Genomic DNA, 25294 nt, shown 5'->3' with positions numbered 1-25294 from the left:
TGTTGGCTCCTTTCAAAATAAGGACAAGGGCAAACTAGTCCTGTTTGCCCTCGGTCACTTCTTCTTTATGGTCACATTCAGTATTTACACATTGGATAACTTCCTTGCCTTCGCCTTTGCCGGTACGCTTGATCACCAGCGTGTCGCCGCAAGACGGGCAAGCACGACCGACCGGACGATCCCAGATGATAAAGTCGCATTCCGGGTACTTGTCGCAGCCGAAGAACACGCGGCGGCGTTTGCCTTTGCGCTCCACCAGCGAGCCCACTTTGCATTTCGGGCAGGCGACGCCGATCTCTTTGAGGATCGGCTTGGTGTTGCGGCAGTCCGGGAAGCCCGGGCAAGCGAGGAATTTGCCGAAGCGGCCGTGTTTGAACACCATCAGACGCCCGCATTTCTCGCAAGGAACATCAGACTCTTCCTCTTCGAGCACGACGTGCTTCATCTCTTCTTCCGCGATTTTGAGGTCTTTTTCAAAGTCGCCGTAGAACTGACCGAGCACCTTGACCCAGTCGATGTCGCCTTCTTCCACGTCGTCGAGGTTGTTCTCCATCTTGGCGGTGAAGTCGACATCGATGATCTGCGGGAAGAACTCCCTCATCATCTCGTGCACGATCTCGCCGAGCTCCGTCGGGACGAAGCGTTTTTCTTCGAGCAGCGTGTACCCGCGCTTTTGAATCGTCTCCAGCGTCGGAGCGTAGGTGGACGGACGGCCGATGCCGATCTCCTCCATCGTCTTGACCAGACGCGCCTCGGTGTAACGTGGCGGCGGCTGTGTAAAGTGCTGTTTTTCTTCGAGGGAAGGCGCTTTCAACTCTTGCCCTTCGGTCAACGGCGGCAGGAACTTTTCATCCTCATCGCCGCCTCCCTCATCATTTCCTTCTATATATAAGGTCATGAAGCCGGGGAACTTGATCTTGGAACCGGTCGCCCGGAAGCGGACGTCGCCTGCCAAGATGTCGACGGTCATCGTGTCGAGCACGGCGGACGCCATCTGCGAGGCAACAAAGCGCTCCCAGATCAGTTTGTAGAGGCGGAATTGATCCCGGCTCAGGAATTCTTTGATCTTTTCCGGGTGGCGCATCGCTGAGGTCGGACGTACCGCTTCATGCGCTTCCTGCGCGCCTTTGGACTTGGTCGCATAGTTGCGGGGCTCAGCTGGGTAATAGTCCGGGCCGTACTCCTCGAGAATGTACTCGCGGGCTTCTTCCTGCGCGACAGGCGAGATGCGGACCGAGTCGGTACGCATATAGGTGATCAGACCGACCGTGCCTTCGCCGCCGATGTCGATGCCCTCATAGAGTTGCTGGGCGAGGGACATCGTCTTGGCTGCCCGGTAGTTCAGTTTGCGCGCCGCCTCCTGTTGCAAGGTGGAAGTGGTGAACGGTGCGGACGGATTGCGCCGCCGCTCGGTCTGTTTGACTGACTGGACACGGTAGGACTGGTTCTCCAGGCGTTTGAGAACTTCCTTGACGTCCGCCTCCGATTTTAATTCTCCCTTTTCCTCTCCGAACCCGTGGAACTTCGCTTCGAACTTGGACTTCTCCATGCGGAACTGCGCAGTCAAAGACCAATACTCCTCCGGCGTAAACGCGCGAATCTCGTTTTCCCGGTCGATAATCAGCCGAACGGCGACCGATTGGACTCGGCCGGCCGACAGCCCTTTTTTGACTTTCTTCCATAATAAAGGGCTGATCTGATAGCCGACGAGACGGTCAAGGATCCGACGCGCCTGCTGGGCGTTGACCAGATTCATATCGATCGAGCGCGGATGCTTGAATGCGTCTTTGACGGCATCCTTGGTGATCTCGTTAAACACGACGCGGCAGTTGGCACTCGGCTCCACATCGAGGATGTGCGCAAGATGCCAAGCGATCGCCTCTCCTTCGCGATCGGGGTCGGCCGCCAGATAGACGGCTTTGACCTTTTTGCGCTCGTCTCGCAATTCTTTTAATACGTCGCCTTTTCCACGAATGGTTATGTATTTCGGAGAGAAGCCGGACTCCACATCAACGCCTAGCTGAGATTTCGGCAGGTCGCGCACGTGTCCCATCGAGGCTTTGACCACGTATTTCTTGCCGAGATACTTGCCGATGGTCTTTGCTTTGGCGGGTGACTCGACGATTACCAAATAATCGGCCACGACTTCTCCTCCCTTCCTTTTTATTTGGGTTTTTTATGGTTTGGAATGCTTTTCTAATAATAAGAGCATAGCTATTCCTTTGTCAAACTATACTCCTGTCTTATCTTGTCGAATCGATCCTGGCAAAGCGTCCGCCGGGCACAGCGGCGATCACGCCGCGCAGTTGCAACTTCATCAATTCCGCATAGAGCGGCCCCGGCGAAAAGCCGGTGCGGGCGGCGATCAGATCGAGGTGCACCGCCTCCCAGCCCATCGCGTCGAGCAGCCGTTCTTCCGCGGAAGAGAGTGGTGGCACCGGCAAGATCTGCCCTTGCGATGATGCAGGAAAAACGGATGGAATCGCGCCGGCATAATCCTCCCAGATATCGTTCGGACTCGCCGCTAGTTTTGCCCCTTGCTGGAGCAGACGATTCGTGCCGACGCTCTGCGGGGAAGTCACGGGACCTGGCAACGCGTACACATCACAACCCTGTTCCAAAGCGAGATCGGCGGTGATCAGCGACCCGCTGCGCTCTCCGGCTTCGACGACCCACACGCCTTGCGAGAGCCCGGCGATCAGGCGGTTGCGAACGGGAAAGTGCCCCGGCTTGCCCGGTGTAAGCGGGTGATACTCCGAGACGACGAGACCATGCCCGGAGGCGATCCGCTCGGCGAGGCGGGCGTTCTCCGGCGGATAAAGCCGCAGCAGGCCGCTGCCGAGCACGGCGACCGTCTGACCGCCCGCAGTCACCGCCGCTTCGTGCGCGACCGTGTCGATCCCGCGAGCGAGCCCTGAGACGATGGTCAGTCCCCGCTCCGCCAGTTCACCGACCCACTTTTTCGCGACGGTGCGTCCGTAGACGGTCGGCGTGCGCGGACCGACCACAGCCAATGCCCGCTCCCCCGTCGCCGGCCACTCTCCCCGGCCAAACAGCCCCGCAGGCGGGTCGAAGAGATGGCGCAGCGAAGCCGGATACTCGCGGTCCGCCATGGAAAAGTAGCGGATCCCCTCCCCCTGCAGGCGGCTCCTGACCTCTGCCGGGTCAAAGTCAGTCCGCGACCGACACAGTTCCTTGACGATCTGCGGTCGCACACCCGCCGCCCGCAACGCACCATGATCCGCCTCCCACACCTCCCGCCAATCGGTGAAACACTCCTGCAACCGCTGCACCGTCCTCCCGCCGACACCCGGCGTCCACGACAGCCACAACAACACGTCCGCGTCCCGCACATCCGTTCCCCCTCTCCGAGATAAAGAAAAGAGACCTCCGTATGCCGGAGCTCTCTTTTCTTTCAAGCGTATGAAACTCGCACTACTTCACGAGCACTTTTTCGAGAATGCCCTTTTCCTTGAGCAGCTCATACATGGTCGAGCCGAGGTCGGACGGGGTCGGAGCGACGCGGATGCCCGCTGCTTCCATCGCCTTGAACTTCTCAGCTGCGGTGCCTTTGCCGCCGGAGATGATCGCGCCGGCATGGCCCATGCGCTTGCCGGGCGGTGCGGTCGCGCCGGCGATGAAGCCGACGACCGGCTTGGTGCAGTTTGCCTTGACCCACTCAGCCGCTTCTTCTTCCGCGGTGCCGCCGATTTCGCCGATCATGATGATCGCATCGGTGTCCGGGTCGTTTTGGAACAGTTCCAAAACGTCGATGAAGTTGGTGCCGTTAACCGGGTCGCCGCCGATGCCGACAGCGGTCGATTGACCGATGTTCAGCGTGGTCAGCTGGTAAACAGCCTCATAGGTGAGGGTACCGGAACGGGAGACGACGCCCACGCGGCCCGGGGTGTGGATGTAGCCCGGCATGATGCCGATCTTGCACTCGCCCGGCGTGATAACGCCCGGGCAGTTCGGACCGATCAGGCGGGTGCGCTTGCCTTCCATGTAACGGCGAACTTTTACCATGTCGAGGACCGGGATGCCCTCGGTGATGCAGATGACGAGATCGAGGTCTGCGTCGACCGCTTCCATGATCGAGTCAGCCGCGCCGCCCGGCGGGACGTAGATGACGGAGACGTTGGCGCCGGTTGCGTTTTTCGCTTCCAGAACGGTGTTGAACACCGGAATGCCTTCGACGACCGTGCCGCCTTTGCCCGGCGAAACGCCTGCTACCATGTTGGTGCCGTATTCAACAGCTTGCAGCGTATGGAAAAGGCCCGTTTTACCCGTCATGCCTTGGGTCATGACCTTTGTGTCTTTGTTGATCAAAATCGACATTGGGAATACCTCCTTACCCGATTATTTCACCAGTTCAACGATCTTCTTCGCAGCGTCCGCGAGAGAATCAGCCGCGACGATGTTCAGCCCGGACTCATTCAGCAACGCTTTGCCCTTCTCGACGTTGGTGCCTTCGAGACGGACGACGAGCGGGTGGGAAAGCGAAACTTCCTTCGCAGCGGCGATGACGCCCTCTGCGATGGTGTCGCACTTCATGATGCCGCCGAAGATGTTGACCAGGATGCCTTTTACGTTCGCGTCGGACAGGATGATCTTGAACGCCGCGGTGACTTTCTCGGTGGTCGCGCCGCCCCCAACGTCGAGGAAGTTTGCAGGCGTGCCGCCGAAGTGTTGGATGGTGTCCATCGTCGCCATCGCCAGACCCGCGCCGTTTACCATGCAACCGATGTTGCCGTCAAGCGCGATGTAGGTCAGGTCGAAATGAGACGCTTCGACTTCCTTCGGATCTTCTTCATCCAGATCGCGCAGTTCGGCTACGTCCGCATGGCGGTACAGCGCGTTGGAGTCGAAGTTGAGCTTTGCGTCGAGCGCGATGACTTTGCCGTCGCCGGTGACGACGAGCGGGTTGATCTCCGCGATGGAGCAGTCATTGTCCACAAACGCGCTGTACAGCGCTTGCATGAACTTCACCGCTTGACCGACGAGCTCATTCGGGATGTTGATCGCGAAAGCCAGCTTGCGAGCTTGGAACGCGGTCAGGCCAACAGCCGGGTCGATCGCTTCTTTAAAGATCTTCTCCGGGGTCGCTTCTGCCACTTCCTCGATCTCCGTGCCGCCTTCTTCGGAAGCCATCATCGTGACGCGGTTGGTTGCGCGGTCGATGACGACACCGATGTAATACTCTTTCTTGATGTCAGACAGTTCCTCGATCAGAAGGCGCTTTACAACTTTGCCCTCCGGACCGGTCTGATGGGTGACGAGGGTCATGCCGAGGATTTGTTCCGCGTATGTACGAACTTCGTCCAAAGATTTGCCCAGTTTGACACCGCCTGCTTTGCCGCGGCCGCCTGCATGGATCTGAGCTTTTACCACCGCTTTGCCGCCGAGTTCCTCAGCGATCGCGACAGCCTCATCTACCGTAAAGGCCACACGGCCGTTGGGAACAGCAACGCCATACTTTTTCAAGACAGCCTTGCCTTGATACTCGTGAATGTTCATTCTCCCGCTTCCTCCTTACTTATGAACGTGAAAAATGGTACAACACCAAAAATGATAATTCGACTTCGTTCGTCATTCCCCTGCTGCATTCGTCGAAAATCTGTCAGATTTAAAGAAGAAAGACTATTTGAACTTATTTTCGCTCTCCACCTGCACCTTGCGCTTGCAAGTTTCGCAGATGTGGACGGAGCCGCCGTGCTTGGCAGCCGTCACCTGTGCCACGTTTGTGCCTTCCACCTCATCGGTACGTCCGCACATCGTGCAAGTCAAAGCATACTCGTTTTCCATTCCACTCACTCCTTTTCAGTAATGGCAGATAGGGGTAGTATGCGTCTTCCTTCCCCGGCGAATGCTACAGTTTCTTGACCGGTTTATCGGTGAGGCCCGACTTGTCAGATTGCCAATCGGGTTGTTCGTCATCCATGATGTCCAAAATACGGGCAACCACTTCAGCGATCGTGTCTTTGCCGTACAGTTCGTCGCCCAGTTCTTTTTCCATCGCTTCCAGAGTGGCGACCACAAATTTTTCATCGAGATAGAGCTCTTCCTTGACCTTGGTGATCACCATCTCGCGGACGGCAGCCTTGTCCATCTGTTTCTGCCTCCCTTCCCCAACAAAGTCATCCTGTTCTAGGATAATGGAAGTACTGGCAAATTACAAACCGAAAATCACGATCTCGACAAAATTTCGGATACAAAAATATCTCATTATCGCATACAATATAAAATAGAGAAGCCGAAGTTAAGAGAGGGGAATTTAAAATGGATGTAATTCAGGCGATTACAGGACGCCGCAACGTGAAAAGTTTCAAGCCCGACCCTGTCGATGAGCAAAAGATCCTCTCGTGGTTAGAGACGGCCTCTTACGCGCCCAACCACCGGATGACCGAGCCCTGGGAAATCCATTTTCTCGGGGCACAGACGCGGGAGCAGATCGCGCACAAAAATGACTTTGGCGGGGCTCCCACCGTGCTGGCGATCGTCTCCACGCCGGCCAAGTCGACCGTCGACCGCGACGAGCATCTGCAAGCGGCGACCTGCTTTGTGCAAAACTTCCTGCTGGCCGCCTATGCGGAAGGCGTCGGCACCGGCTGGGCTTCCATCGGGTGGAGTCCGCGTGTGCATGAGATCCTCGGCCTCGGTCCGGCTCATGAGATCATCGCGATCCTGCCGGTCGGCTATCCGACTGAATGGCCGGAAATGAAGCCGCGCACGGAGATCTCGGCCAAAGTGCATCGACTGCCGTAAAACTGCCGTAAACAAACAGACACCCTCTCCCGGCTGAAACGTCCGGTGAAAAGGGTGTCTGTTTTATTTGCGCAATTCGTTGACCGACCCGTAGGTCGCTTCCGGCGCGTTGTCGAGCGCGTACCATTTTTTGTTGAACTCAAAGCGGTCTGTGTAGACGTTGAGGACCGCCTTCCCGCCTTTTACGTCGAAGATAAACTGCACGTACGGTACCCCGGACGGTGCTTTGTCGACCGTCATTTCCTTGCCTTGCTGGAGCACCGGGATCAGTTTGACCACGCGGGTTCTCGCGTCTTCCCCGGTGTACGTCCACGTGTGCGGCAGATCGGTGTCCGCCTTGGTCGTCAGCACCAATTTATCGGTGTTGGCGAGATCGTCAAACGACTGGACAGCACTCTGCTCATTGCCGCTGCCCGGCTGTGTCCCCGGCGTCTGTTGCGGACCGCACCCGACCGTCAGCAGCGCGGCTCCTAGCAAAGCCGCCGTCCATACGCCTCTCATCCGTTGTTTGTTCTGGCGCAAGGTAGTTCCTCCGTTCTCTGGTCTATCAATTGCCTCTTCTATATAGCATTTCCTATTTTTCTGTTTCTGACAAGGGCTTCTGTCCGGGCACGGCAAACTTGAGCCAGATCGCGTTCAGGAACAGGATCGCCGAGGAGACAAAGAAGATGTAGTGCAGCCCGAACGCCCCCGCCACAAAGCCGCCGACGTTCGGCCCCGCCATGTTGCCGATAAACATCGCGGAGGTGTTGTATCCAAAGACGCGCCCTTGCACCTCTTGCGGGGCCAGCGACCGCAGCAACGAATTGACCTGAGGCAGGAGACCGCCGACGCAGATGCCAAAGCCGAACGCACAAGCCACCAGTTGCCATGGCGTGGCGACGAACGCTTGCGGCAGATACATCAGCGATCCGCCAAGCAGCGCGGCGAGCAGCACCCGCTTGTATCCGATGCGGTCGCCGAGCTTGCCAAAGCGCGGCGAGAACAGGATGTTCGCCACCCCGGTCGAAGCGGTGACAAGACCGGCAAACAAGGCGATATTTTCGGCTGTCGGCGCCAGTTCGGCCACGTAGACCGACATCAGCGGATTGACCATCATCATCGCGAAGGTGATGCCAAACGAGCAGACAAACAGCGGCCAGATCGCCTTGAGATGGCGCAGGTTGGCAAAGGGCGAGACTTTCACCCGCTCCTCCTTAGTCTTTGGCTCCGGCTTTTTGAAATTTTCTTTGACGTATACCCACACGATGGCCGAAGCCACCAGCAACAGGCCCGATGTGACCCAAAACACGTGCTGGAAGCTCATGAAATGCGCCAGCACTCCGCCGAGCAACGGGCCGATGATCTGACCGGACACCGCGCCCGTCTGCAAGGTGCCGAGCGCATAGCCGACATGTTCCTTTGGCGTATTGGCGGCGAGCAGCGCGACGGCAGCCGGGATAAACCCGGAGATGATGCCCATCGCGAGCCGCAGAAAGAACAGGTGCTCGACGGAGGTGGCAAACCCCATCAGGAGCATGACGACCGACATGCCGATCGCGCTGCGCAAGAGCATCACCTTGCGCCCCGTCCGGTCTGACACCGCGCCCCAGATCGGCGCAAAGATCGCCGACGTCATAAACGTGGCGGAAAACACCAACCCCGACCACCGGGTCAACTCGACAGGATCGGTGATGCCCAATTCATGGATGTACAAGGGCAGAAACGGCATGACAAGACTCATTCCTGCCATGACGGTAAAGTTTGCAAACCACAGCACAAACAAGTTGCGTTTCCAAAGTTGCATAGACTTTCCTTCTTTCTGTGCGGTACAATCACCTTGAGGTGAACAAAAGATGACAGAAGATCGTAAGAGGTTGTTTCTCGTGCAAGTACGTGGTCTGGTAGCAGACGAGCGCGACCTGCACTATGCAGATTTTCAGGATGGAGCGCTCGGACCGCACATGGATGTAACTCCTATTGTACCAACGTTTTCCGGAATTGCGACTCCCCTTTCTTCGCTTCTCGAAATGTGTAAGCCCTTAACGGAGTGCACGCACGCCGTTTTTCACGCTAGCGACGAATTTCAAGCGACCGTCCCCGTCGGCGATCTGGGACAGGCTCTGCTGTTGTTCCAACAGGACGGAGAGCCGCTGAAAAAGGGCTTCCCCGTGCGCCTGCTGGTGCCGGACGGTTCGAGCGACTGCCTCAACGTCAAATCGGTGGTCCGCATCGAGTTCGTTAAGCACACCGCACCGGAGCAAGAAGCGACGTTCGGATTTAAAAACATGGTGTCGCCTGCCGAACTGTAGGCTGGCACCCTGTTTTTCGCACAGGCATATGGTAAAACAGGTGTGAATCCGCCACGAGCAGGGCATCCTGACTCGGGAGCGGTTCCACCTGCAGAACATGTGAAAAACCCCACTAGTGACCTAGGGGGTTTGTGATACGCTTACGATGAAAAAAGGGGGGGGAGCTCGATGAACCAAGACTTTTGCTGCGGACTGACGATGGTTGCGATGATGCGCAGCATCTACTCCGAAGGAGGAGTGCTCGTGCATGACGTGCCCATGCTCGTCTGCCCCACCTGCCACAAAAGCCACATCGCCCCCGATGTCGAGTTTGATTACATCATGCACTCGCACAACTGCGAGTCGGACCGCGTCAAAGTCACATCGCTCAAAGATGTGGTCGGCTACGGGAAGATCGACACGGTGCTCAAACGCTACCCCGATGACGAGCGCATTCGCAGCGGTCGCCGCGTCCTGCCCGAGCAGGTCGACACCTTGCTCGACATGATCAACGTGGCCAAATCGCTGGAAGACGAAGCATGGCACCAAGAATTACTCGACCAATTAAAGACGTTCTCCGGCTACAACCGGATCAAACTTCGCTGATCTCTCCCCACACCATGCCGTCCTGGTAGTTTTTCAAACGATCGCGATAGAGAATCAGATTGTTAACCTTGCAAAACTCTTCGAACTGCCCCTCAGACATTTGCGCCCGGTACACCTCGCCGCTTCGATCAAACTGTGCGAGCAATCGGGCTTCCCGCGCATTCTCCATCTTATCCGGATAGAGCGATACTTGGATCATTGGCGGTGTCTCCTCCTCTTTGTGTTGAGAGTTGGGGTTCGCTCTTATTGTGCGTCAAGGCGACAATGACTAAACGCCCCCAAATTCTAGCGCGTCCGCTAGCCTTTGGGGGCGTTTACGATGGGCTCTCGCTCGTATTAGAGGTTGCCATGAAGGTCTCCTTGTTCTTCGTCAGGATTCACATCTTCACATGTTTCGCAACGGTTCTTAGAACGGCGGATTTCGTCGCCCTCGAAAAAACCACCACACTCGAGGCACACAAACTCCAACCCTTTCACCCCCTTCTCCCAGTTTCCATTCTGTTAACTCTCTTCATTATAAGCCAAAATCTCCAGTAATGCTATTAGCTCAGCTCGGTTCGAAGAATTGTCACAATTTATTTTGGTCCAATCGCTCTCTTTATTGTATGCAAAAGTTGACGAACATGCGCACGAAAACCATCAAGTCTTAAACAATTTTCGCAAAACCCGACACTTTACTTCAGCACAGGAGGTTTCTTTATGTATGCACATGTGTACGGAATCGCACTTCTCGGGCTGCACGGTATCGCCGTTCAGGTGGAACTGGACCTCGCGAACGGGCTGCCGAGCTTTGATCTGGTCGGACTGCCTGACAGTTCGGTTCGCGAAGCAAAAGACCGCGTGCGGGCGGCGGTGCGCAACAGCGGTTTTGAGTTTCCACTGAAACGGATCACCGCCAATCTCGCCCCGGCAAACGTCAGAAAAGAAGGCTCCGGATTTGATTTGTGTCTCGCCCTCGGCATCCTCCTGGCCGCCGATACGCTGCCCGAACATGCGCTGCGTGAGACGGCAGCTGTCGGAGAATTGGCTCTCGACGGAACAGTCCGCCCGGTGCGGGGGATGTTGCCGATGGCATTCGCCGCGCGCGAACAAGGACTGCGCACACTCTTGGTCCCAGCCGAAAATGCACAGGAAGCTGCAGTCGTCAGTCAACTGACAGTTATCCCGGTGCGCTCCTTGCGCGACGCCTGCCTGCACCTGAGCGGCGAGAGGGTGATCGCGCCGATGGCGCCTCCCTGCTACGGAGACGATTCGGCGTCAGGCAGTTCGGACGCTGGCGAAGCGCTGGATTTTGCCGACATCAAAGGCCAACACCATGTCAAACGAGCCTTGGAGATCGCCGCAGCGGGCGGACACAACGCGCTGTTGCTCGGTCCGCCGGGCAGCGGCAAAACGATGCTGGCCAAGAGACTCCCGACGATCCTGCCGCCGCTGACCGAGGAGGAGTCGCTGGAGGTGACGCAGGTGTACAGCGTCTCCGGCAAAGGGGCGCATCTGGGCGGCCTGATCCGCACCCGGCCGTTTCGCACGCCGCATCACACGATCTCGGCCGGCGGGCTGATCGGCGGCGGCACGATCCCACAGCCTGGTGAAGTCTCGCTCGCCCACGGCGGCGTGCTGTTTTTGGACGAACTCCCCGAGTTTAGCAAAGGAGCCTTGGAAGTGTTGCGTCAACCGCTCGAAGACGCCCGCGTGACGATCTCGCGCACGCAGGCGGCCTTTACGTTCCCCTCCCGCTTCGTCCTCGTCGCGGCCATGAACCCCTGCCCCTGCGGATACTTTGGCTCCGATTTCAAACCCTGTACTTGCTCCCCCGCTCAGATCTCCCGCTATCGTCACAAAATCTCCGGCCCGCTGCTCGACCGGCTCGACCTGCACATCGAAGTCCCTCGCGTCAAACACGAAGATCTGGTCGGCCCGGTCGACGGCGAAACATCCGCCACGGTCCGCCAGCGCGTACTGCTCGCCCGCGAGATCCAACGCGCCCGCTTCCCCGGCCGCCCCTTTCCGCTCAACGCAGGGATGAATCCCGCCGACACACGCGACTGCTGCTCACTCTCCGCCGATGCCGCCGCTCTGCTGCGCGATGCGTTCGATCTCCTGGGATTGTCAGCCCGCGCCTATGAGCGGATATTAAAAGTGGCGCGCACCATCGCCGATCTGGAGATCAGTTCCGAGATCCAAGCGCATCATCTGGCGGAAGCGGTGCAGTATCGGAGTCTGGACCGCAAGTATTGGGAATGATCGTGTGAGACGCTCTTGCAGAAGAGATTTTGTCGCATTTTCCCGCGCATGTGTGACCGAGATATGCTACATTTACTATATCTGGATTTTTGTAGAGAAAAAGGAGGTTGTTTCGATGAGCGAACAAGTGGCAACGTTTGCCGGCGGCTGTTTTTGGTGCATGGTGACCCCGTTTGAAGAGCAACCGGGCATTTTGAAAGTCGTCTCCGGCTACACCGGCGGCCATCAAGAAAACCCGACCTATGAAGAAGTGTGCTCGGAGACCACCGGTCACGCCGAAGCGGTGCAGATCACGTTTGACCCGGACGTGTTCCCCTACACCAAACTGCTCGATGTGTTTTGGCGTCAGATCGACCCGACAGACGAGGGCGGCCAGTTTTTTGACCGGGGGTACTCCTACCGGACGGCGATCTTTACCCACAGCGAGGAGCAGGCGCGTCTCGCAGAAGAGTCGAAGCGGGCACTGGCTGCCAGCGGACGTTTTGACAAGCCGATTGTCACCCCGATCGTGCCCGTCGGCCCGTTCTACCCGGCGGAAGAGTATCATCAGGATTTCCACAAAAAGAACCCGATGCGCTATAAAATGTACAGACACGGCTCGGGCCGCGATGCGTTTCTTGAGCGCCATTGGTCGGTGCAAAAGGACGAGCAGGAACTGCGCGGCCGCCTGACGCCGATGCAGTACGCGGTCACACAGGAAAACGGCACCGAGCCGCCGTTCCGCAACGAGTTTTGGGACCATGAAGGCGAAGGCATCTACGTGGACATCGTCTCGGGCGAGCCGCTGTTTTCTTCGCTGGACAAATATGACGCCGGTTGCGGCTGGCCGAGTTTTACCCGGCCGATTCAAAAGTCGACTATCAAAGAAAAGATCGACACCAGCCACGGCATGATCCGCACCGAGGTGCGAAGTCAAGAGGCGGACTCCCACCTCGGCCATGTGTTTGACGACGGCCCGGGCCCGGACGGTCTGCGCTATTGCATCAATTCGGCCTCGCTCCGCTTTGTTCCCAAAGAAGAGCTGGAACAAGAAGGATACGGCGACTATCTCCACCTCTTCACAAAAGCCTGACTGCTCAGCTCCTTGGCGTCTCGCCAGGGAGCTCATTTTTAGAACCAGCAGGAGGTCCACAAAGATCATGCAGAGATTTGACTATCGCTCCGGCTACTCGAACGACGAGACCCGACGAGAATATTTATATCCGTTGTTTGAAGCGGTGTTCGGGATTCCCGTCGAGGTCTTGAAAGATTTCCATCAGCGCGGATTTTGGAATCCTACCTACTGTCCGTATACGCTGTTTGACGGCGAGATGGCAGTAGCGAACGCCTCAATGTTCTCTCTGCCGATGCGTATCAAAGGGAGACGCGTGTCGGCTGCCGGCATCCAGTCGGTGATGACACACCCGGAGCATCGCGGGCAAGGCTTGATGAAAAAGTTGGTTGCAAAGATGTTGGAGGAGATCGATCAGGAGTTTGAAGCTGCGTTTTTGCAGACCGAATCGCCAGCTTTGTATACCCCGTTTGGTTTCCGCGTCGTGGAGGAGCATCGTTTCCTCGCCCCGTTGCGTCCTGTGCCTGCACAAGAGACACAAAAAGTGCGCAAAATAAACTTCTTCAAGGAAGCCGATCTGGAGATCGTGCGCGAACTGTTCCGGCAATACGAGCCGCTGTCTCACGAGTTTGCGCCGCTCGATCATGCGTCTTCCTTCTATTTGAATCTGTACAACCCGTTTTTCCAAGAGAGGCTCCATTACTCGGAAGCTCTGCACGCGGTCGTGGTCTTTGAGACGGACGGCGAAACGTTGCGATTGTTCGATGTGGTGGCGGCGAAACTGCCATCGCTGGATGAGATCCTCGCTCAGATCGGGCTCCCCTTCTCACGGATCGAGTTCTCCTTCTTCCCGGATCGGTTTGGCATCACGGCATACGAAGCCGTACCGATGACGACGGGCAATCGATTGATGGTGCGCGGTCCGGTCGGACTGGAGCCGGAATTGTGCAAATTGCCGATCACAGCCGCTTTTTAGAAAAAAGGGAAGGACCGTTTCAACGACGAAATAGTACAGATGCATATTTCGTATACAATAGGAAACTGAGGCACTTCGCATGTGGAACAATCGAAATTTCTGGATATTAATGGTCAATGAAGCGATCGCCGGTCTTGCGCTGTGGTTCGGGCTGATCGGCAACTTGGAGTTTTTGCAACAAAACGTGCCCTCCGACTTTCTCAAGGCGTGTCTGCTGATGACGGCCGCTTTTGTGGCGGTTCTGTTCGGGCCGCTGGCGGGCAAGGTCGTCGACCGAACGGAGAAGCGCAAAGTGCTGTTCGTCTCCGGGTTTGCCCGCATCGTCGCCGTCGGCTCGATGCTTATCGCCCTGCAGACCGACTCGGTCTGGTGGATGCTCGGCTATACGATGATGGTCGGCGCCGCGTCGGCGTTCTACTTCCCTGCCCTGCAGTCTTTGCTCCCGATGATCATCAAAGAGGAGCACCTGACGTCAGCCAACGGCTTTCACATGAACGTCGGCACAGTGTCCCGCATCCTTGGCACCGCGGCTGGCGGCGTGCTGCTCGTCTCGGTAAGCCTGCAAAGCCTCTACTTGCTCGCGTTGGTCTTGTACGTACTCATGCAGTTTACGCCGATGCTGTTGCAGGTGGAGGAAAAGATCGAACGAGTGCCAGACAAATCCGGCAAAAAGCAATCGACACAATTTAAAGACGTGCTTCCGATCATCACCGGATCGCCGGTAATCGTGATGGCGTTGCTGTTGACGCTGGCTCCCTCGATCTTTATCGGCAGTTTCAATCTGATGGTGATCGCGGTCAGCGAGATCCAGCAGGACCCGACGGTCAAAGGGGTGCTGTACACGGTCGAAGGTCTCTCCTTCATGGTCGGCGCCTTCCTCGCCCGCCGCGCGGCCAAAGGTCGCAACTTGCTCAATCTGCTCGTGTTCTGCTCTCTGATGATCGGGGTGGCCACCTTGGCGCTCTACCCGGCGGAAATGAAATGGGCTCCGATCTTTGCCTTTGGGCTGTTTGGCATCAGTGCGGGTGTGTTGTACCCGCTGGTGGCGACGCTTTTCCAAACGACGGTGCCCAAAGAGTATCACGGTCGGTTCTTCTCCTTCCGCGGCATGATGGACCGGGTGTTGTTCCAGGTGTTCATGCTGTTGACCGGACTGTTTCTCGACACGATCGGTTTCAAACCGATGATCTTGCTGTTTGCTGCCGTCGCGTTCTTCTTTGCCCTCCGTTACTCGTGGCTGCAACTGCGCAGTCCGATCGCGTACGACGGGCACAAACAAAAAGCCGCCTGATGAAGAAACATCAGGTGGCTTTTGCTTTTGTCTGGACCGTGGAAGTAAGCAATGAAGCTTGGCGTTTCCAGTCGCGTTGCAGTGCGATCAGAACGACCATCGCGGCGAATGCCGTGAGGGCGAACCACCAAAAGCCGTACGAATAGGAGCCGGTCCAGTCTTTGAGCGTTCCAAGGATCATCGGGACGAAGAAACCGCCCAGTCCCCCGGCCGCGCCGATGAAACCGGTCATCACGCCGACTTCGCGCGGGAATCGGGTCGGGACGACTTGGAACAAGGACCCGTTGCACGCGCCGAACAGGAGCAACGTGAGGAACAAGAGCACGAAACAGACCCAGAAGGTCGGTAAAAATCCGACGCCGATCAGCACCAGCCCGGCGAGGGCGAACAGGCGCACGAGCAGATTCGAGCCGCCAAAGCGGTCGGCCAGGTACCCGCCGATGGGACGGATAAAACTGCCGCCAAAGACGATCAGGGTGACAAAGTCGCCCGCTTGGACTTTGGAGATGCCGTACTGGTCAACGAAAAACAGCGACAGGTAGCTGGTCAGTCCGACAAAGCCGCCGAAAGACAGCGAGTAGAAAAAGCTGAACAGCCACGTTTCTTTGCGTTTGGTAATCGTGAGGTACTCGACGATCTTTTGCGGTTGCGGGCGGTTCGGACTCTCTTTCACGCAGAGCAGAAACACGAGGAACGCAGCGAACAGCGGCAAGAGCGCAAATCCAAACACCGCATGCCAGCCGAAGTGTTCGGCGAGGCGCGGTCCGAACAGCGTCGCCAACACGGTGCCGCTGTTGCCCGCCCCGGCGATGCCCATCGCAAGACCCTGATGCTCCGGACGGTACCATCGGCTCGCCAGCGGCAGAGCGACGGAGAAACTAGCCCCCGCCACGCCGAGCAAGAGCCCGAACGCATACAGTTCACTCAAATGTTGTCCGTACAGCCAACCCCACAGCAGGGGAATCATCGTCACCGCCATGCCGATCAAGCCGACCCGTTTGCCTCCGTAGCGATCTGCGAACAGGCCAAGCGGAATGCGCAGCAGTGCGCCGCCGAGGATCGGAATGCCGACGAGCATGCCTTTTTGGGAAGCGCTCAGACCAAAGTCGGCGGTGATAAAGGTCGATACCGCCCCGAGCAGCACCCAGATCATAAAGGAAACGTCAAAGTAAAGAAACGAAGAGAAAAGCGTCGGCCAGTGGCCGTCTTTGGCAAAGGTGCGAATGTTCACACGCGGACACCTCCTAGTACTGAATCGCCCTTCCATTTTCGCAACGCAGCCGCACAGTGTTTAAACTCCGGCATCCGAGAGATCGGGTCGAGATCCGCCAAGGTCAGCAGATTGATCGACTCGGCATGTTCCCAATGAATCGGAGCAAACAGCAGGTCTTCCCGCATGTCGGCGGTGATCTTCACCCGCATCGGAACACTCCCCCGCCGCGTCGCGATCTCCACCGTCTCGCCAGCCACCACGCCGTAGCGAGCTGCCGTGGCCGGGTGCATCTCGACCTGCGGATGCGGATCGCGAGCGTGCAGGCGAGATGTGCGGCGGGTCTGCACGCCGGTCAGGTAGTGATGAAGCAACCGTCCGTTCGTCAGATGGAGCGGATAATCGCGATCCGGCTCTTCCGACAGCGGGCGGTGTGTGACGGCGTGAAAGACCGCCTTGCCGTGCGGGTGAGCGAACGAATCGGCAAACATCCGCTCCGTCCCGCTGTGTGACTCATTCGGGCAAGGCCAGAACACGCCTTGCTGTTCCGCGATCTTTTGATAGCTCGCTCCCGCATAGTCGGCCCGCCCGCCCGCGCTGGCCCGCCGAAGTTCATCATAGATATCTTCCGTCTCTTCGAAGGCAAAAAAGCTCCCTTTTCCCAGCCGCTCAGCCAGTTCACAGAGGATCTGCCAGTCGAGGCGTGCCTCTCCCGGCGGGCGTTGGGCGGCGCGGCGCAGCACGATTCTCCCTTCGAGGTTGGTCATCGTACCTTCATCTTCCGTCCACGCCGACCCTGGCAGCACCACATCGGCGAACTGCGCCGTCTCAGTGAGAAACAGGTCGGTGACCACGAGAAAATCGAGATCTTGCAAAGCCCGTTTGACCAAGTGTGTGTTGGGGCTGGACGTGGCCGGATTGGACGCCATCACGAACATCCCCCGGATGTCGCCGCGATCTGCTCCTTCGAACAACTCATACGCAGACATCCCTTTCCCCGGCAATTCTCTCTCGTCAACTCCCCACACATTTGCGATGTGCTGACGGTCGACTGGATTGTCAATCATACGATAGCCCGGCAATTGGTCCGCTTTCATGCCGTGCTCGCGTCCCCCTTGCCCATTGGCCTGACCGGTGACCGCACCAAAACCGCTCCCCGGCCGTCCGATCTGACCTGTGGCAAGCACGAGGTTGATGCAAGCCAACACGTTGTCGACACCGCGCGCCTGCTGTTCGATGCCCCGCGCCGTGAAAATGATCGCCGTCTCAGCTGTGCCGTACCATCGGGCGATCTGCTCGATGTCCGAAGCCGGAACGCCGGTGACCTCCGCCACCCGCTCCGGGGTATAGGCGGCGACCGTCTCCCGCACGGCCTCAAAGCTGAGCGTGCGTTTTTCGATGAACGACCAGTCAATCAAATCATCGCGCAAAAGAATGTGCAGAATGCCGTTCATCAACGCGACATCGCTGCCCGGACGGACGGCCGCATGCAGATCGGCCCCTTTTGCCGTCTGAGTGCGGCGCGGGTCGACCACGATCACTTTGGCACCGCCCGCCTTCGCTTGGCGCAGATACGGGATCATCGTCGGCTGGCACTCGGCGATATTGGACCCGACGATCAGGATGCAGCGTGCCAGTGGAATGTCCGACAGCGGCACGGTCATCCCCCGGTCGAGACCGAACGCTTTGTTCAGCGCCGCTGCGGCCGAGGACATGCAGTAACGCCCGTTGTAATCGATGTTTGCCGTGCCGAGCGCGACGCGGGCAAATTTGCCGAGCAGATACGCCTTTTCATTGGTCAGTGAACCGCCGCCGAACACGGCGACACTGTCCCGGCCGTATTGGTCCTGCAGGGATCGGAATCGCTCGGTGATCCGATTCAGCGCCTCCTCCCAAGAGATCGGCACAAAGCGATCCCCCTGCCGCAACAGCGGCGTCGTCAATCGTTCCCGGTGCCGGGCATGCTCATGAGCGAAAACCCCTTTGGCGCACGCTTTGCCGCTGGCAACCGGAAACGCGGGCGCAGGGTGGGCGCGGACGATCTCCTCGTCCCCGTCGACCGTCAGTTCCAGCGCACACTGCATGGAGCAAAAACAGCAGTGGCTCAACACGTTGGTGGTGGTCAGTAGAGACTGCATCGCGATCACTTCTCCTTAAAGAAACAACTCCTGACTCCGAAACTGCTCTTTCGAAATCAGGAGCTGATAGTGGCTCCTCTTGCAATTGATCATATCATAAATAATTATCAAGATTCAATTGTTAAAATGATAATTTACGATGCGACAAATGAAAACGCGAGTGCTAGGCCCGTCAGCAACAATAACGTCGCTGCACCCACCCCCATCATGTGCCGCAGCAGTCGGTTCTCTTGCTCGCGGATGTTCAATACGGTGACACCGAGCAACACGCGAGACGGCGAGGCCATCGTCAAATGCGACGCTGCCGCATTTTGCACGCCCGCGAACAGTTCCGGCGGCAGACGCAACTGGGCGGCTGCCGCGACTTGCAAGTTGAGAAACATCGCATTGGACCCCGCATTACTCCCGGTCAGAAAACCGCCGAGCCCGCCGACCCATGGCGAGAGGGCGAGGAACCAATACCCGAACAAGGCGGCCGTCACTGTGGCGAGCGCCGCCGTCATGCCGGACATCGCCATCACCTCCGACATCGCCACAAACGCGACAGTAGAGAGATTGACCGACACCCATTGCTTGACAGTCGCCCGCGCGGCACGGCCGACCATGCCCCGATCTGGGCGGAAGAACCACCAAGTAAACAGACAGGTCACCGCCAACGCAAAGCCCGGCGAGTAAAGCAAGGGCAACGAAAAGGAATAGCTCGCAAACTCCAATCGCGCATGACTGCGCAGCCATGCTTCCAGCGGCGGGATCAACCGGGTCAAAAACAAAAAGACGGTCAGAAACAGATACGGGCTCATCGCTTTGAACAAAGAGTAAGCGGGCGCCGCCTCAACATCTGCCGCCGTCTCCCTGACGCCGTCGACAGCCTGCCTTGCCGCTCGGGACGCGGAGAGCCGAACCAGAGTCAGAGCGACAGACAGCGTGACAAGCCCGCCGAAAACACCGGCCAGTTCGACGCTGACCCAGGCGTTAAACAGGTAGACGGACGCACCCAGCACAGCGGTGAGGAACAACGCCTCCGCCCCCCTCTTCTTCACGCCCTGCCAGCCGCCGGCCAACCAGACGAGCAAGAGCACAAAAAAGAAAAAGGTCGGCACCGTAAGATTTGCCGTCCACACGCCGATGGTACGCAGAGGCAGATCGGAGAGCGACGCGCCGACCACCATGCCGGTTGCCATCGCGCCCCAAGGCACAGCGAACATAGAGATCAGCGAAAGCAGCGCAGCGCGATAGGGGCGAAACCCGAGCGCGACCAAGATCGGGGCTACGACGATGACAGACACCCCAAAACCGCTCGCCGACTCGACCAGCGGCGAAAAGGCGACGCAGAGGATCAACACCTGCCGCACCGGGTCGTCTGTCGAACGGGCGACGAAGGCGGCGATGGACGGGATGATTTCTTTTTCTTTCATTAAATGATAAAGGAAAATACCAAAAAGCAAGACGTAGGCGACGAGCGATGTCGTCAGTACCCCCTGCACGGAGGCATGCCAGATCCCCGGCAGTCCGAGCGAAAAGGCAGGTACGGCGAACGTAAGTAACAGAGCGATCACGTATCCGCCCAGTGCGGTGCGGGTCGCCGTCTGCTTGAACCCAAACAACAGCAGCAGAATGACGGCGACAGGCAACAAACCGAGACTCGATTCCCACATTCGGCAACACCCCTCTTTCCCCGATGATACGTCGAAAGATACGAATTGACAAGAATCTGCCATTCTTTTATCAATCCTTCCCCTGCCTGTTAAAAGGAATTTGTCGACCACTGTCGAATGGGTTAACAAGAGTATGGTTTGGAGGGGTCTGTTTGTCGATCAAAACAAAACTAACCACCGTTATTTCCTTGATTGTCACCGTCTTTCTGATCGCAAACAACGCATTGTATTATTTCTCAGCTCGAGATGCGCTGGTGCAAGATCAAGAGCATCAGATGGAGATGATCGCAAAGGAAGTGCGTATCGCCATCGAGAGTTCGGAGACAGGAGCCCGACAAGTGGAAGATCTGATCGGTCGGGAGTTGCGCGTGGCTGCCGTCGCAGCGCTGCATGCCCTCGATCCGGACATCAACAAGGTGACGAACGAAGAACTGCGCACGCTCGCCGACAAGTTGGGCATCTCCGATATCACGTTGTTCGCGCCGGTCGGCGATGACATCGTCGGCTTGAAATCGTCCGATCCAAAGGAGATCAACCTGAGCACCAAAGACTGGGGCTTTTGGTACACGGCGCTGTGGCAACTGCTCGACACCCACGCTGTCAGCATCACGCAAGGACAGAAACTGCCAAACTACTGGTCCGGTCCGATCGACGTGGCCAGCTCCGATCCGGTGCATCTCAGCAAATGGGGCTACTACTATGACGGAACGACCAACTATATCATCGATCCGTACGTGAATGATGTCGATGTCCGCGAGTTTGAGCGGCTGACCGGGCCCAAGGCGGTCATCGACAAGACGCTCGCCGACAACGGTGCGCTGCTGGAAATCACCGGGTTCAACCCGCGCACATTCGGCAAGGATCCGATCATCACGAAAAACAACGGAGTCGAGTACATCGAGCTTGCAAATCGACCGATCCTGTTTGGCGACTACAACTATCAAGACGATTCGCAGGATCAGGCCAGCATCGAACGGGCGTCTGAGTCTGGCAAACTGGTCAGTTTTAACACCGAGGTCGACGGCCTGCCTGTGATCAAGAGCTTCATCCCGATCCACTCGACTGTACAACCGTACGTGATCGGCGTCGTGACCGACTACCGCGTCGTGCAGGACGTGCTGAACCGCCAGTTGTTGAACAACGTCTTGATCTCGCTGATCCTCTTGGCGATCGTCTTTGTCGGCTGCTATCTGCTCGCCGGCTGGATCGTTCGCCCGGTGCACGTGATCTTGCAAAAGGTCAACGAGATCGCCGAAGGAAACTTCGGCACGCGGATCCGAATCGACCGGGGCGATGAGCTCGGCCTGCTGGCAGGTCAAGTCAACCTGATGTCGGAAAGCTTGCAGAGCTACACGACCGAATTGCAAGCCCAGTCCGAGCAGATCCGCTACCAAGCCTATCATGACGCACTGACCGGCCTCGCCAACCGTCGGATGTTCAACGACCGGTTGCAAGAGTCGATCGCAGCAGCTCGGCTGACCGACCAGCCCATCGCCTTGTTCTACCTCGATGTCGACCGCTTCAAGGCGGTCAATGACACGCTCGGCCACAGCATGGGCGATCTGCTGTTGCAAGAAGTGGCGGAGCGACTGACCGATTGCGTGCCGGAGCTCGACTTTGTGGCAAGACTTGGCGGCGATGAATTTACCGTGATCTTGCCGAACGCGACCGGCGAGCAGATCGAGGCGACGGCGCAACTGATCTTAAACCGACTGGCCGATCCGTTTTTGCTCAGCGGGTATGAGCTGTTTGTCGCTCCGAGTATCGGGGTGGCACTCTACCCGCAGGACGGCGAGGAGTTGGAAGTGCTGCTGAAACACGCGGACACGGCGATGTATCAAGCGAAGGAACAAGGGGGCAACCGCTACCAGCTCTACACCGCCGAGATGAAAAGCACCGATTTTGAGCGGATGGAGTTGGAAGGTCATCTGCGCAAGGCGATTGAACGAGAAGAGTTTGAACTGTATTTCCAGCCCAAACTGCATCTGCACTCGAGCGGCATCTCCGGGATGGAGGTGCTGATCCGCTGGCACAACCCGCAGCGCGGTCTTATCTCCCCTGCCACCTTTATCCCCCTCGCCGAGGAAACCGGACTGATCATACCGATTGGCGCGTGGGTGCTGCGACACGCTTGTGAGCAGGCAGTAAACTGGCAACAGGCCGGTCACGCTCCGGTGCGGATGGCCGTCAACCTGTCGCCGCGCCAGTTTCTATCCCCCGACCTGATTGCCACTGTCGCCGACTCGTTGCAGGAAACCGGGCTCGACCCGAAGTTTCTGGAGTTGGAGATCACCGAGAGCACGCTGATGCAAAACACGGAAAAGACGCTCAACACGCTGCGCCGCTTGAAAGAGATGGGAATCCGCATCTCCATCGATGATTTTGGCACCGGCTATTCGTCGCTCAGCTACTTAAAACGATTCCCGTTTGACATGCTCAAGATCGATCAAGCGTTCGTGCGCGACATCGCTCATGACCGCAAAGACGCGGAGATCGTCGCCGCGATCATCTCTCTCGCCCACTCGCTGGACTTGGATGTGGTCGCAGAGGGGGTCGAGACGGAGGAACAACTGGCCTTTCTGCGCGCACACGGCTGCGATGAGATACAAGGCTATCTCTTCCACCGCCCGATGCCGGCCCGAGAGTTTGAACGGGTCTTGCTGGACCGCACCGAATAAGAGAGACCGCCTGCACACATCGAGTGCGTCAGGCGGTCTTTTTTGTGTAGGTGATCTGCTGTTACCGGTATTGAACTTTCAGCGTCGGCACATAGGCGCCTGCCGAGTTGCCGCTGAAGAAGCGCATCACGTCGAGCGCATAGCGGTTGTTGGTTGCCTTTTCAAAGTGAATGCGGAACTGGGTGCGACCGGTTTTGTTCAGGTAGGGCAAGGCAGCCGTGGCAATCGAGTCAGAGATCGCCTGATACTGCGCCGTGGGTACCGCGTCGAAGTTGCCGATGTTTACAACCGCAGCCGGTGCCGCATAGTCCGCCTGCTCCAATGAGTAGTTGCCGTTGAAGCCGGAGAGCGGCGCGATGTCAGCCGTGATCGGACCGAGGTCATAGTAATAGAGCGTATTGTCATAGCGGTACATGGTAATCGAAGCGCTGACCACCGTTGCGGTATCCGGGATCGACGAGGTATCGAACGAAAGAATGCCGATCTGACCGTGGTTGAGCGAGCTCGAACCGACTTCGAGGTAGTTGATCATGCTGTTCGGAACGCCGTCGCTGCTGTATTGGTAGACGTATCCGTCATCCGCGGCCAGCGATTTGAACGTGACGTCGGTGGCAGGCGGCGAGGTGATCGTGTAGGTGTGCGACTGCACACCCGACAAATTGCCTGCCAGGTCTTTGCCGATAAATTTCAGCGTCTGCGAGGCGGAGACTTTGATCGGACCTGTGTAGACGGTCGACGCGATCGTCGGCGTGGTGCCGTTGGTCGTATAGTAGATCGTACCCGGCATGTTCATCGACAGGGATACGCTCTGTGCACCGCTGTACGTGCCGCCTGCCGGGCTGGCCGACAGTTCGAAGCCGGTGATCGCGTAGGTTTTGGTCGTGACCGGGCTCGTGTTGCCGATGCTGTCGACCGCAAAATACTTCAGCGTCGTCGCAGCGGACAGAGCCAATGGTGCAGAGTAGCGAGCAGAAGAGGCGGTCGGCGTGCTGCCGTTCGTGGTGTAGTAGATCGTCGTGCCCGTTTTGTTGGAAGTGAGCGAGACACTGACCGGGCCGCCGTACGTGCCGGCATCCGGAGAAGCGGTGATCACAGGAGCAGGGGTGCTGATCGTGTAGGTTTCCGACTGGATCGCGCTCTTTTGTCCGCCTGCGTCAACGGCGAAAAACTTCAGCGTCGTCGTCTGCGTCAGCGTAACCGCGCCTGTATAGCGAGTCGAGGCTGTCGTCGGCGTGCTGTCGTCTGTCGTGTAGTAGATCGTACCGGACGGCGTGCTGCTCAGCGTGACTTGCACAGAGGACGAGAAGGAGCCACCCTTGGGGGAAGCGCTGACTGCGATGCCTTTGGGGTGCGCCATGAAGAATTGATACATGGCAAGGCTCGCGTTCGGACCGTTCGGGTCCGTGTAGGAGCCGCTGGTGCTGCCGCCGGACCATGCATGGCCCATCGAGTTGATCTTCCAGTATTCTTGCACGAGATTGCCGTTGTTGTCATTCCAACGGTAGATGTTGTAAGAACGCCCTTGTGTGCCGGATACTTGCCCCGGCGTGGTGCTGGACGGGGTGTTGAACGATGCGTTGTACGAACCGCCGGATGCGAGTCGATCCGTCTCCATGTATTGCTGGATCACTTGATCGCCGTTGACCGGGTAGACGGTGTAGTCGCTGGTGCCTTGGAAGACGATGGTCGGGACCACGCGGGCATAGGAGCCCATCGCATTGTAAGCAGCCTGCCCTTGCGAGGTCGGGTTCGGACCGCCGCTGCTCATCGCGGTGAAAGCGGCTGTCATCGTCGTGGCCGCTTTGTACTCCAGCCCCGAGTGTATACCGATGGCGGCAAATACGTCAGGGTGCGTGACGCCGACGATGGCCGACATCGCCGCTCCTGCGGAGAGGCCGGTGACGTAGACGCGGTTTTTGTCCACCGTCCATTTTGCCGTGTTGTCTGTCACGGCCTTGACGATGCCGGCGATGATCGCCGGTTCGCCGCCGCTGCGTGCTTGATGCGCAGTTTCAAACCAGTTCCAACATTGATTTTGATTGTTCGAACTGGTCTGTTGCGGGTAGACGACGAGGAAGTTGTACTGCTCGGCGAGCTCGTTCATCCCCGTGCCAGCCGCAAAATCGGCCGGCGTTTGCGTGCAACCGTGCAACATAACCACCATCGGCACCGACGTGCCCGGTTGATAGGTCGATGGCGTGTAGACAAAGTAAGGCCGTGAACCGGGGGTGCCGCTGTAATTGAACTGCTCCCATTTTCCAGTGGCTGCAAACGTCGGGAATGTGCTCGGCGCAAACAGCGCAAGCAGCATCGTCATGATGATGCCCCATACCAAAGTGCGTCTCATGGATAGTACCTCCTTTTTTATTGAGCATAGATGAAATCGGTTACATCCCGGTTGCAACCTCGT

21 protein-coding genes are annotated in these 25294 nt (G+C 57.8%); 8 read left to right on the top strand and 13 right to left on the bottom strand.

Annotated elements, in window-relative coordinates; translation table 11 throughout:
* Positions 1-34: 34 nt before the first annotated feature.
* The 6 genes from topA to OS242_RS00775 all read right to left on the bottom strand — a co-directional run bounded on the left by topA (position 35) and on the right by OS242_RS00775 (position 6109).
* Entirely contained in the window at positions 35-2143 is a 2109-nt protein-coding gene (gene topA / locus OS242_RS00800) for a type I DNA topoisomerase (RefSeq protein WP_267149749.1), read from the bottom strand.
* Positions 2144-2243: 100 nt separating this feature from the next.
* Positions 2244-3353 carry a DNA-processing protein DprA gene (gene dprA, locus OS242_RS00795; RefSeq protein ID WP_267149748.1) on the bottom strand — a complete coding sequence of 370 codons (1110 nt, stop codon included), beginning with the start codon at positions 3351-3353 and terminating at the stop codon, positions 2244-2246.
* A gap of 82 nt (positions 3354-3435) precedes the next feature.
* A complete protein-coding gene (gene sucD, locus OS242_RS00790) occupies positions 3436-4338 on the bottom strand; it encodes a succinate--CoA ligase subunit alpha (protein WP_267149747.1) in 903 nt (300 codons plus the stop codon).
* Positions 4339-4359: 21 nt separating this feature from the next.
* Complete coding sequence (sucC, locus tag OS242_RS00785; RefSeq protein ID WP_267149746.1) at positions 4360-5517, bottom strand: ADP-forming succinate--CoA ligase subunit beta; 1158 nt, start codon at positions 5515-5517, stop codon at positions 4360-4362.
* Positions 5518-5640: 123 nt separating this feature from the next.
* Positions 5641-5805, bottom strand: coding sequence for a hypothetical protein (locus OS242_RS00780; protein ID WP_267149745.1), 165 nt, complete (start codon positions 5803-5805; stop codon positions 5641-5643).
* 64 nt (positions 5806-5869) lie between these two features.
* Complete coding sequence (locus tag OS242_RS00775; RefSeq protein WP_267149744.1) at positions 5870-6109, bottom strand: hypothetical protein; 240 nt, start codon at positions 6107-6109, stop codon at positions 5870-5872.
* Between the two features lie 170 nt (positions 6110-6279).
* Between OS242_RS00775 and OS242_RS00770 the strand changes: the two genes are divergently transcribed.
* Positions 6280-6765: a nitroreductase family protein gene (locus tag OS242_RS00770; RefSeq protein WP_267149743.1), complete on the top strand. Its 486-nt coding sequence runs from the start codon at positions 6280-6282 to the stop codon at positions 6763-6765.
* A gap of 63 nt (positions 6766-6828) precedes the next feature.
* Here the strand turns inward: OS242_RS00770 and OS242_RS00765 are convergent, their stop codons facing one another.
* Positions 6829-7287 (bottom strand): hypothetical protein, encoded by a 459-nt coding sequence (locus OS242_RS00765; protein WP_267149742.1) that lies wholly within the window; start codon positions 7285-7287, stop codon positions 6829-6831.
* Between the two features lie 52 nt (positions 7288-7339).
* Complete coding sequence (locus OS242_RS00760; protein WP_267149741.1) at positions 7340-8551, bottom strand: MFS transporter; 1212 nt, start codon at positions 8549-8551, stop codon at positions 7340-7342.
* Between the two features lie 49 nt (positions 8552-8600).
* Here OS242_RS00760 and OS242_RS00755 point away from each other — a divergent pair, with 49 nt between their 5' ends.
* Both OS242_RS00755 and OS242_RS00750 read left to right on the top strand, forming a co-directional pair.
* Positions 8601-9056, top strand: a complete 456-nt coding sequence (locus OS242_RS00755) for a molybdopterin-dependent oxidoreductase (RefSeq protein ID WP_267149740.1) — start codon at positions 8601-8603, stop codon at positions 9054-9056.
* Positions 9057-9224: 168 nt separating this feature from the next.
* On the top strand, positions 9225-9641 hold the full coding sequence (locus OS242_RS00750) for a hypothetical protein (protein WP_267149739.1): 417 nt from the start codon (positions 9225-9227) through the stop codon (positions 9639-9641).
* Here OS242_RS00750 and OS242_RS00745 read toward each other — a convergent pair.
* Entirely contained in the window at positions 9628-9840 is a 213-nt protein-coding gene (locus tag OS242_RS00745; protein ID WP_267149738.1) for a hypothetical protein, read from the bottom strand. The two genes, OS242_RS00750 and OS242_RS00745, sit on opposite strands and share 14 nt — an antisense overlap.
* A 500-nt stretch (positions 9841-10340) precedes the next feature.
* Here OS242_RS00745 and OS242_RS00740 point away from each other — a divergent pair, with 500 nt between their 5' ends.
* From OS242_RS00740 to OS242_RS00725, 4 genes are all read left to right on the top strand, one after another.
* Positions 10341-11885 (top strand): YifB family Mg chelatase-like AAA ATPase, encoded by a 1545-nt coding sequence (locus tag OS242_RS00740; RefSeq protein ID WP_267149737.1) that lies wholly within the window; start codon positions 10341-10343, stop codon positions 11883-11885.
* Between the two features lie 115 nt (positions 11886-12000).
* The gene (gene msrA / locus OS242_RS00735; protein WP_267149736.1) at positions 12001-12957 is read left to right on the top strand and encodes a peptide-methionine (S)-S-oxide reductase MsrA; all 957 of its coding nucleotides are present in this window, start codon (positions 12001-12003) and stop codon (positions 12955-12957) included.
* A gap of 67 nt (positions 12958-13024) precedes the next feature.
* On the top strand, positions 13025-13912 hold the full coding sequence (locus tag OS242_RS00730) for a GNAT family N-acetyltransferase (RefSeq protein ID WP_267149735.1): 888 nt from the start codon (positions 13025-13027) through the stop codon (positions 13910-13912).
* A 79-nt stretch (positions 13913-13991) separates the two neighbouring features.
* Positions 13992-15203 carry an MFS transporter gene (locus tag OS242_RS00725; protein WP_267149734.1) on the top strand — a complete coding sequence of 404 codons (1212 nt, stop codon included), beginning with the start codon at positions 13992-13994 and terminating at the stop codon, positions 15201-15203.
* A gap of 10 nt (positions 15204-15213) precedes the next feature.
* Here OS242_RS00725 and OS242_RS00720 read toward each other — a convergent pair whose 3' ends face one another.
* The 3 genes from OS242_RS00720 to OS242_RS00710 all read right to left on the bottom strand — a co-directional run bounded on the left by OS242_RS00720 (position 15214) and on the right by OS242_RS00710 (position 20206).
* On the bottom strand, positions 15214-16434 hold the full coding sequence (locus OS242_RS00720; protein WP_267149733.1) for a nitrate/nitrite transporter: 1221 nt from the start codon (positions 16432-16434) through the stop codon (positions 15214-15216).
* Positions 16431-18551 carry a molybdopterin oxidoreductase family protein gene (locus tag OS242_RS00715; RefSeq protein WP_267149732.1) on the bottom strand — a complete coding sequence of 707 codons (2121 nt, stop codon included), beginning with the start codon at positions 18549-18551 and terminating at the stop codon, positions 16431-16433. The genes OS242_RS00720 and OS242_RS00715 overlap by 4 nt, the downstream gene beginning before the upstream one ends.
* A 134-nt stretch (positions 18552-18685) precedes the next feature.
* Entirely contained in the window at positions 18686-20206 is a 1521-nt protein-coding gene (locus tag OS242_RS00710) for an L-lactate permease (RefSeq protein WP_267149731.1), read from the bottom strand.
* Positions 20207-20358: 152 nt separating this feature from the next.
* On the opposite strand from OS242_RS00710, the gene OS242_RS00705 reads away from it, so the two are divergent.
* Entirely contained in the window at positions 20359-22884 is a 2526-nt protein-coding gene (locus OS242_RS00705) for a putative bifunctional diguanylate cyclase/phosphodiesterase (RefSeq protein ID WP_267149730.1), read from the top strand.
* A 61-nt stretch (positions 22885-22945) separates the two neighbouring features.
* Here OS242_RS00705 and OS242_RS00700 read toward each other — a convergent pair whose 3' ends face one another.
* Entirely contained in the window at positions 22946-25231 is a 2286-nt protein-coding gene (locus OS242_RS00700) for an extracellular catalytic domain type 1 short-chain-length polyhydroxyalkanoate depolymerase (RefSeq protein ID WP_267149729.1), read from the bottom strand.
* Positions 25232-25294 lie beyond the last annotated feature (63 nt).

This window comes from Tumebacillus lacus (assembly GCF_026410385.1).
GTDB classification, from domain to species: Bacteria; Bacillota; Bacilli; order Tumebacillales; family Tumebacillaceae; genus Tumebacillus; species Tumebacillus lacus.
This window is presented reverse-complemented; position numbering and strand designations above follow the sequence as displayed.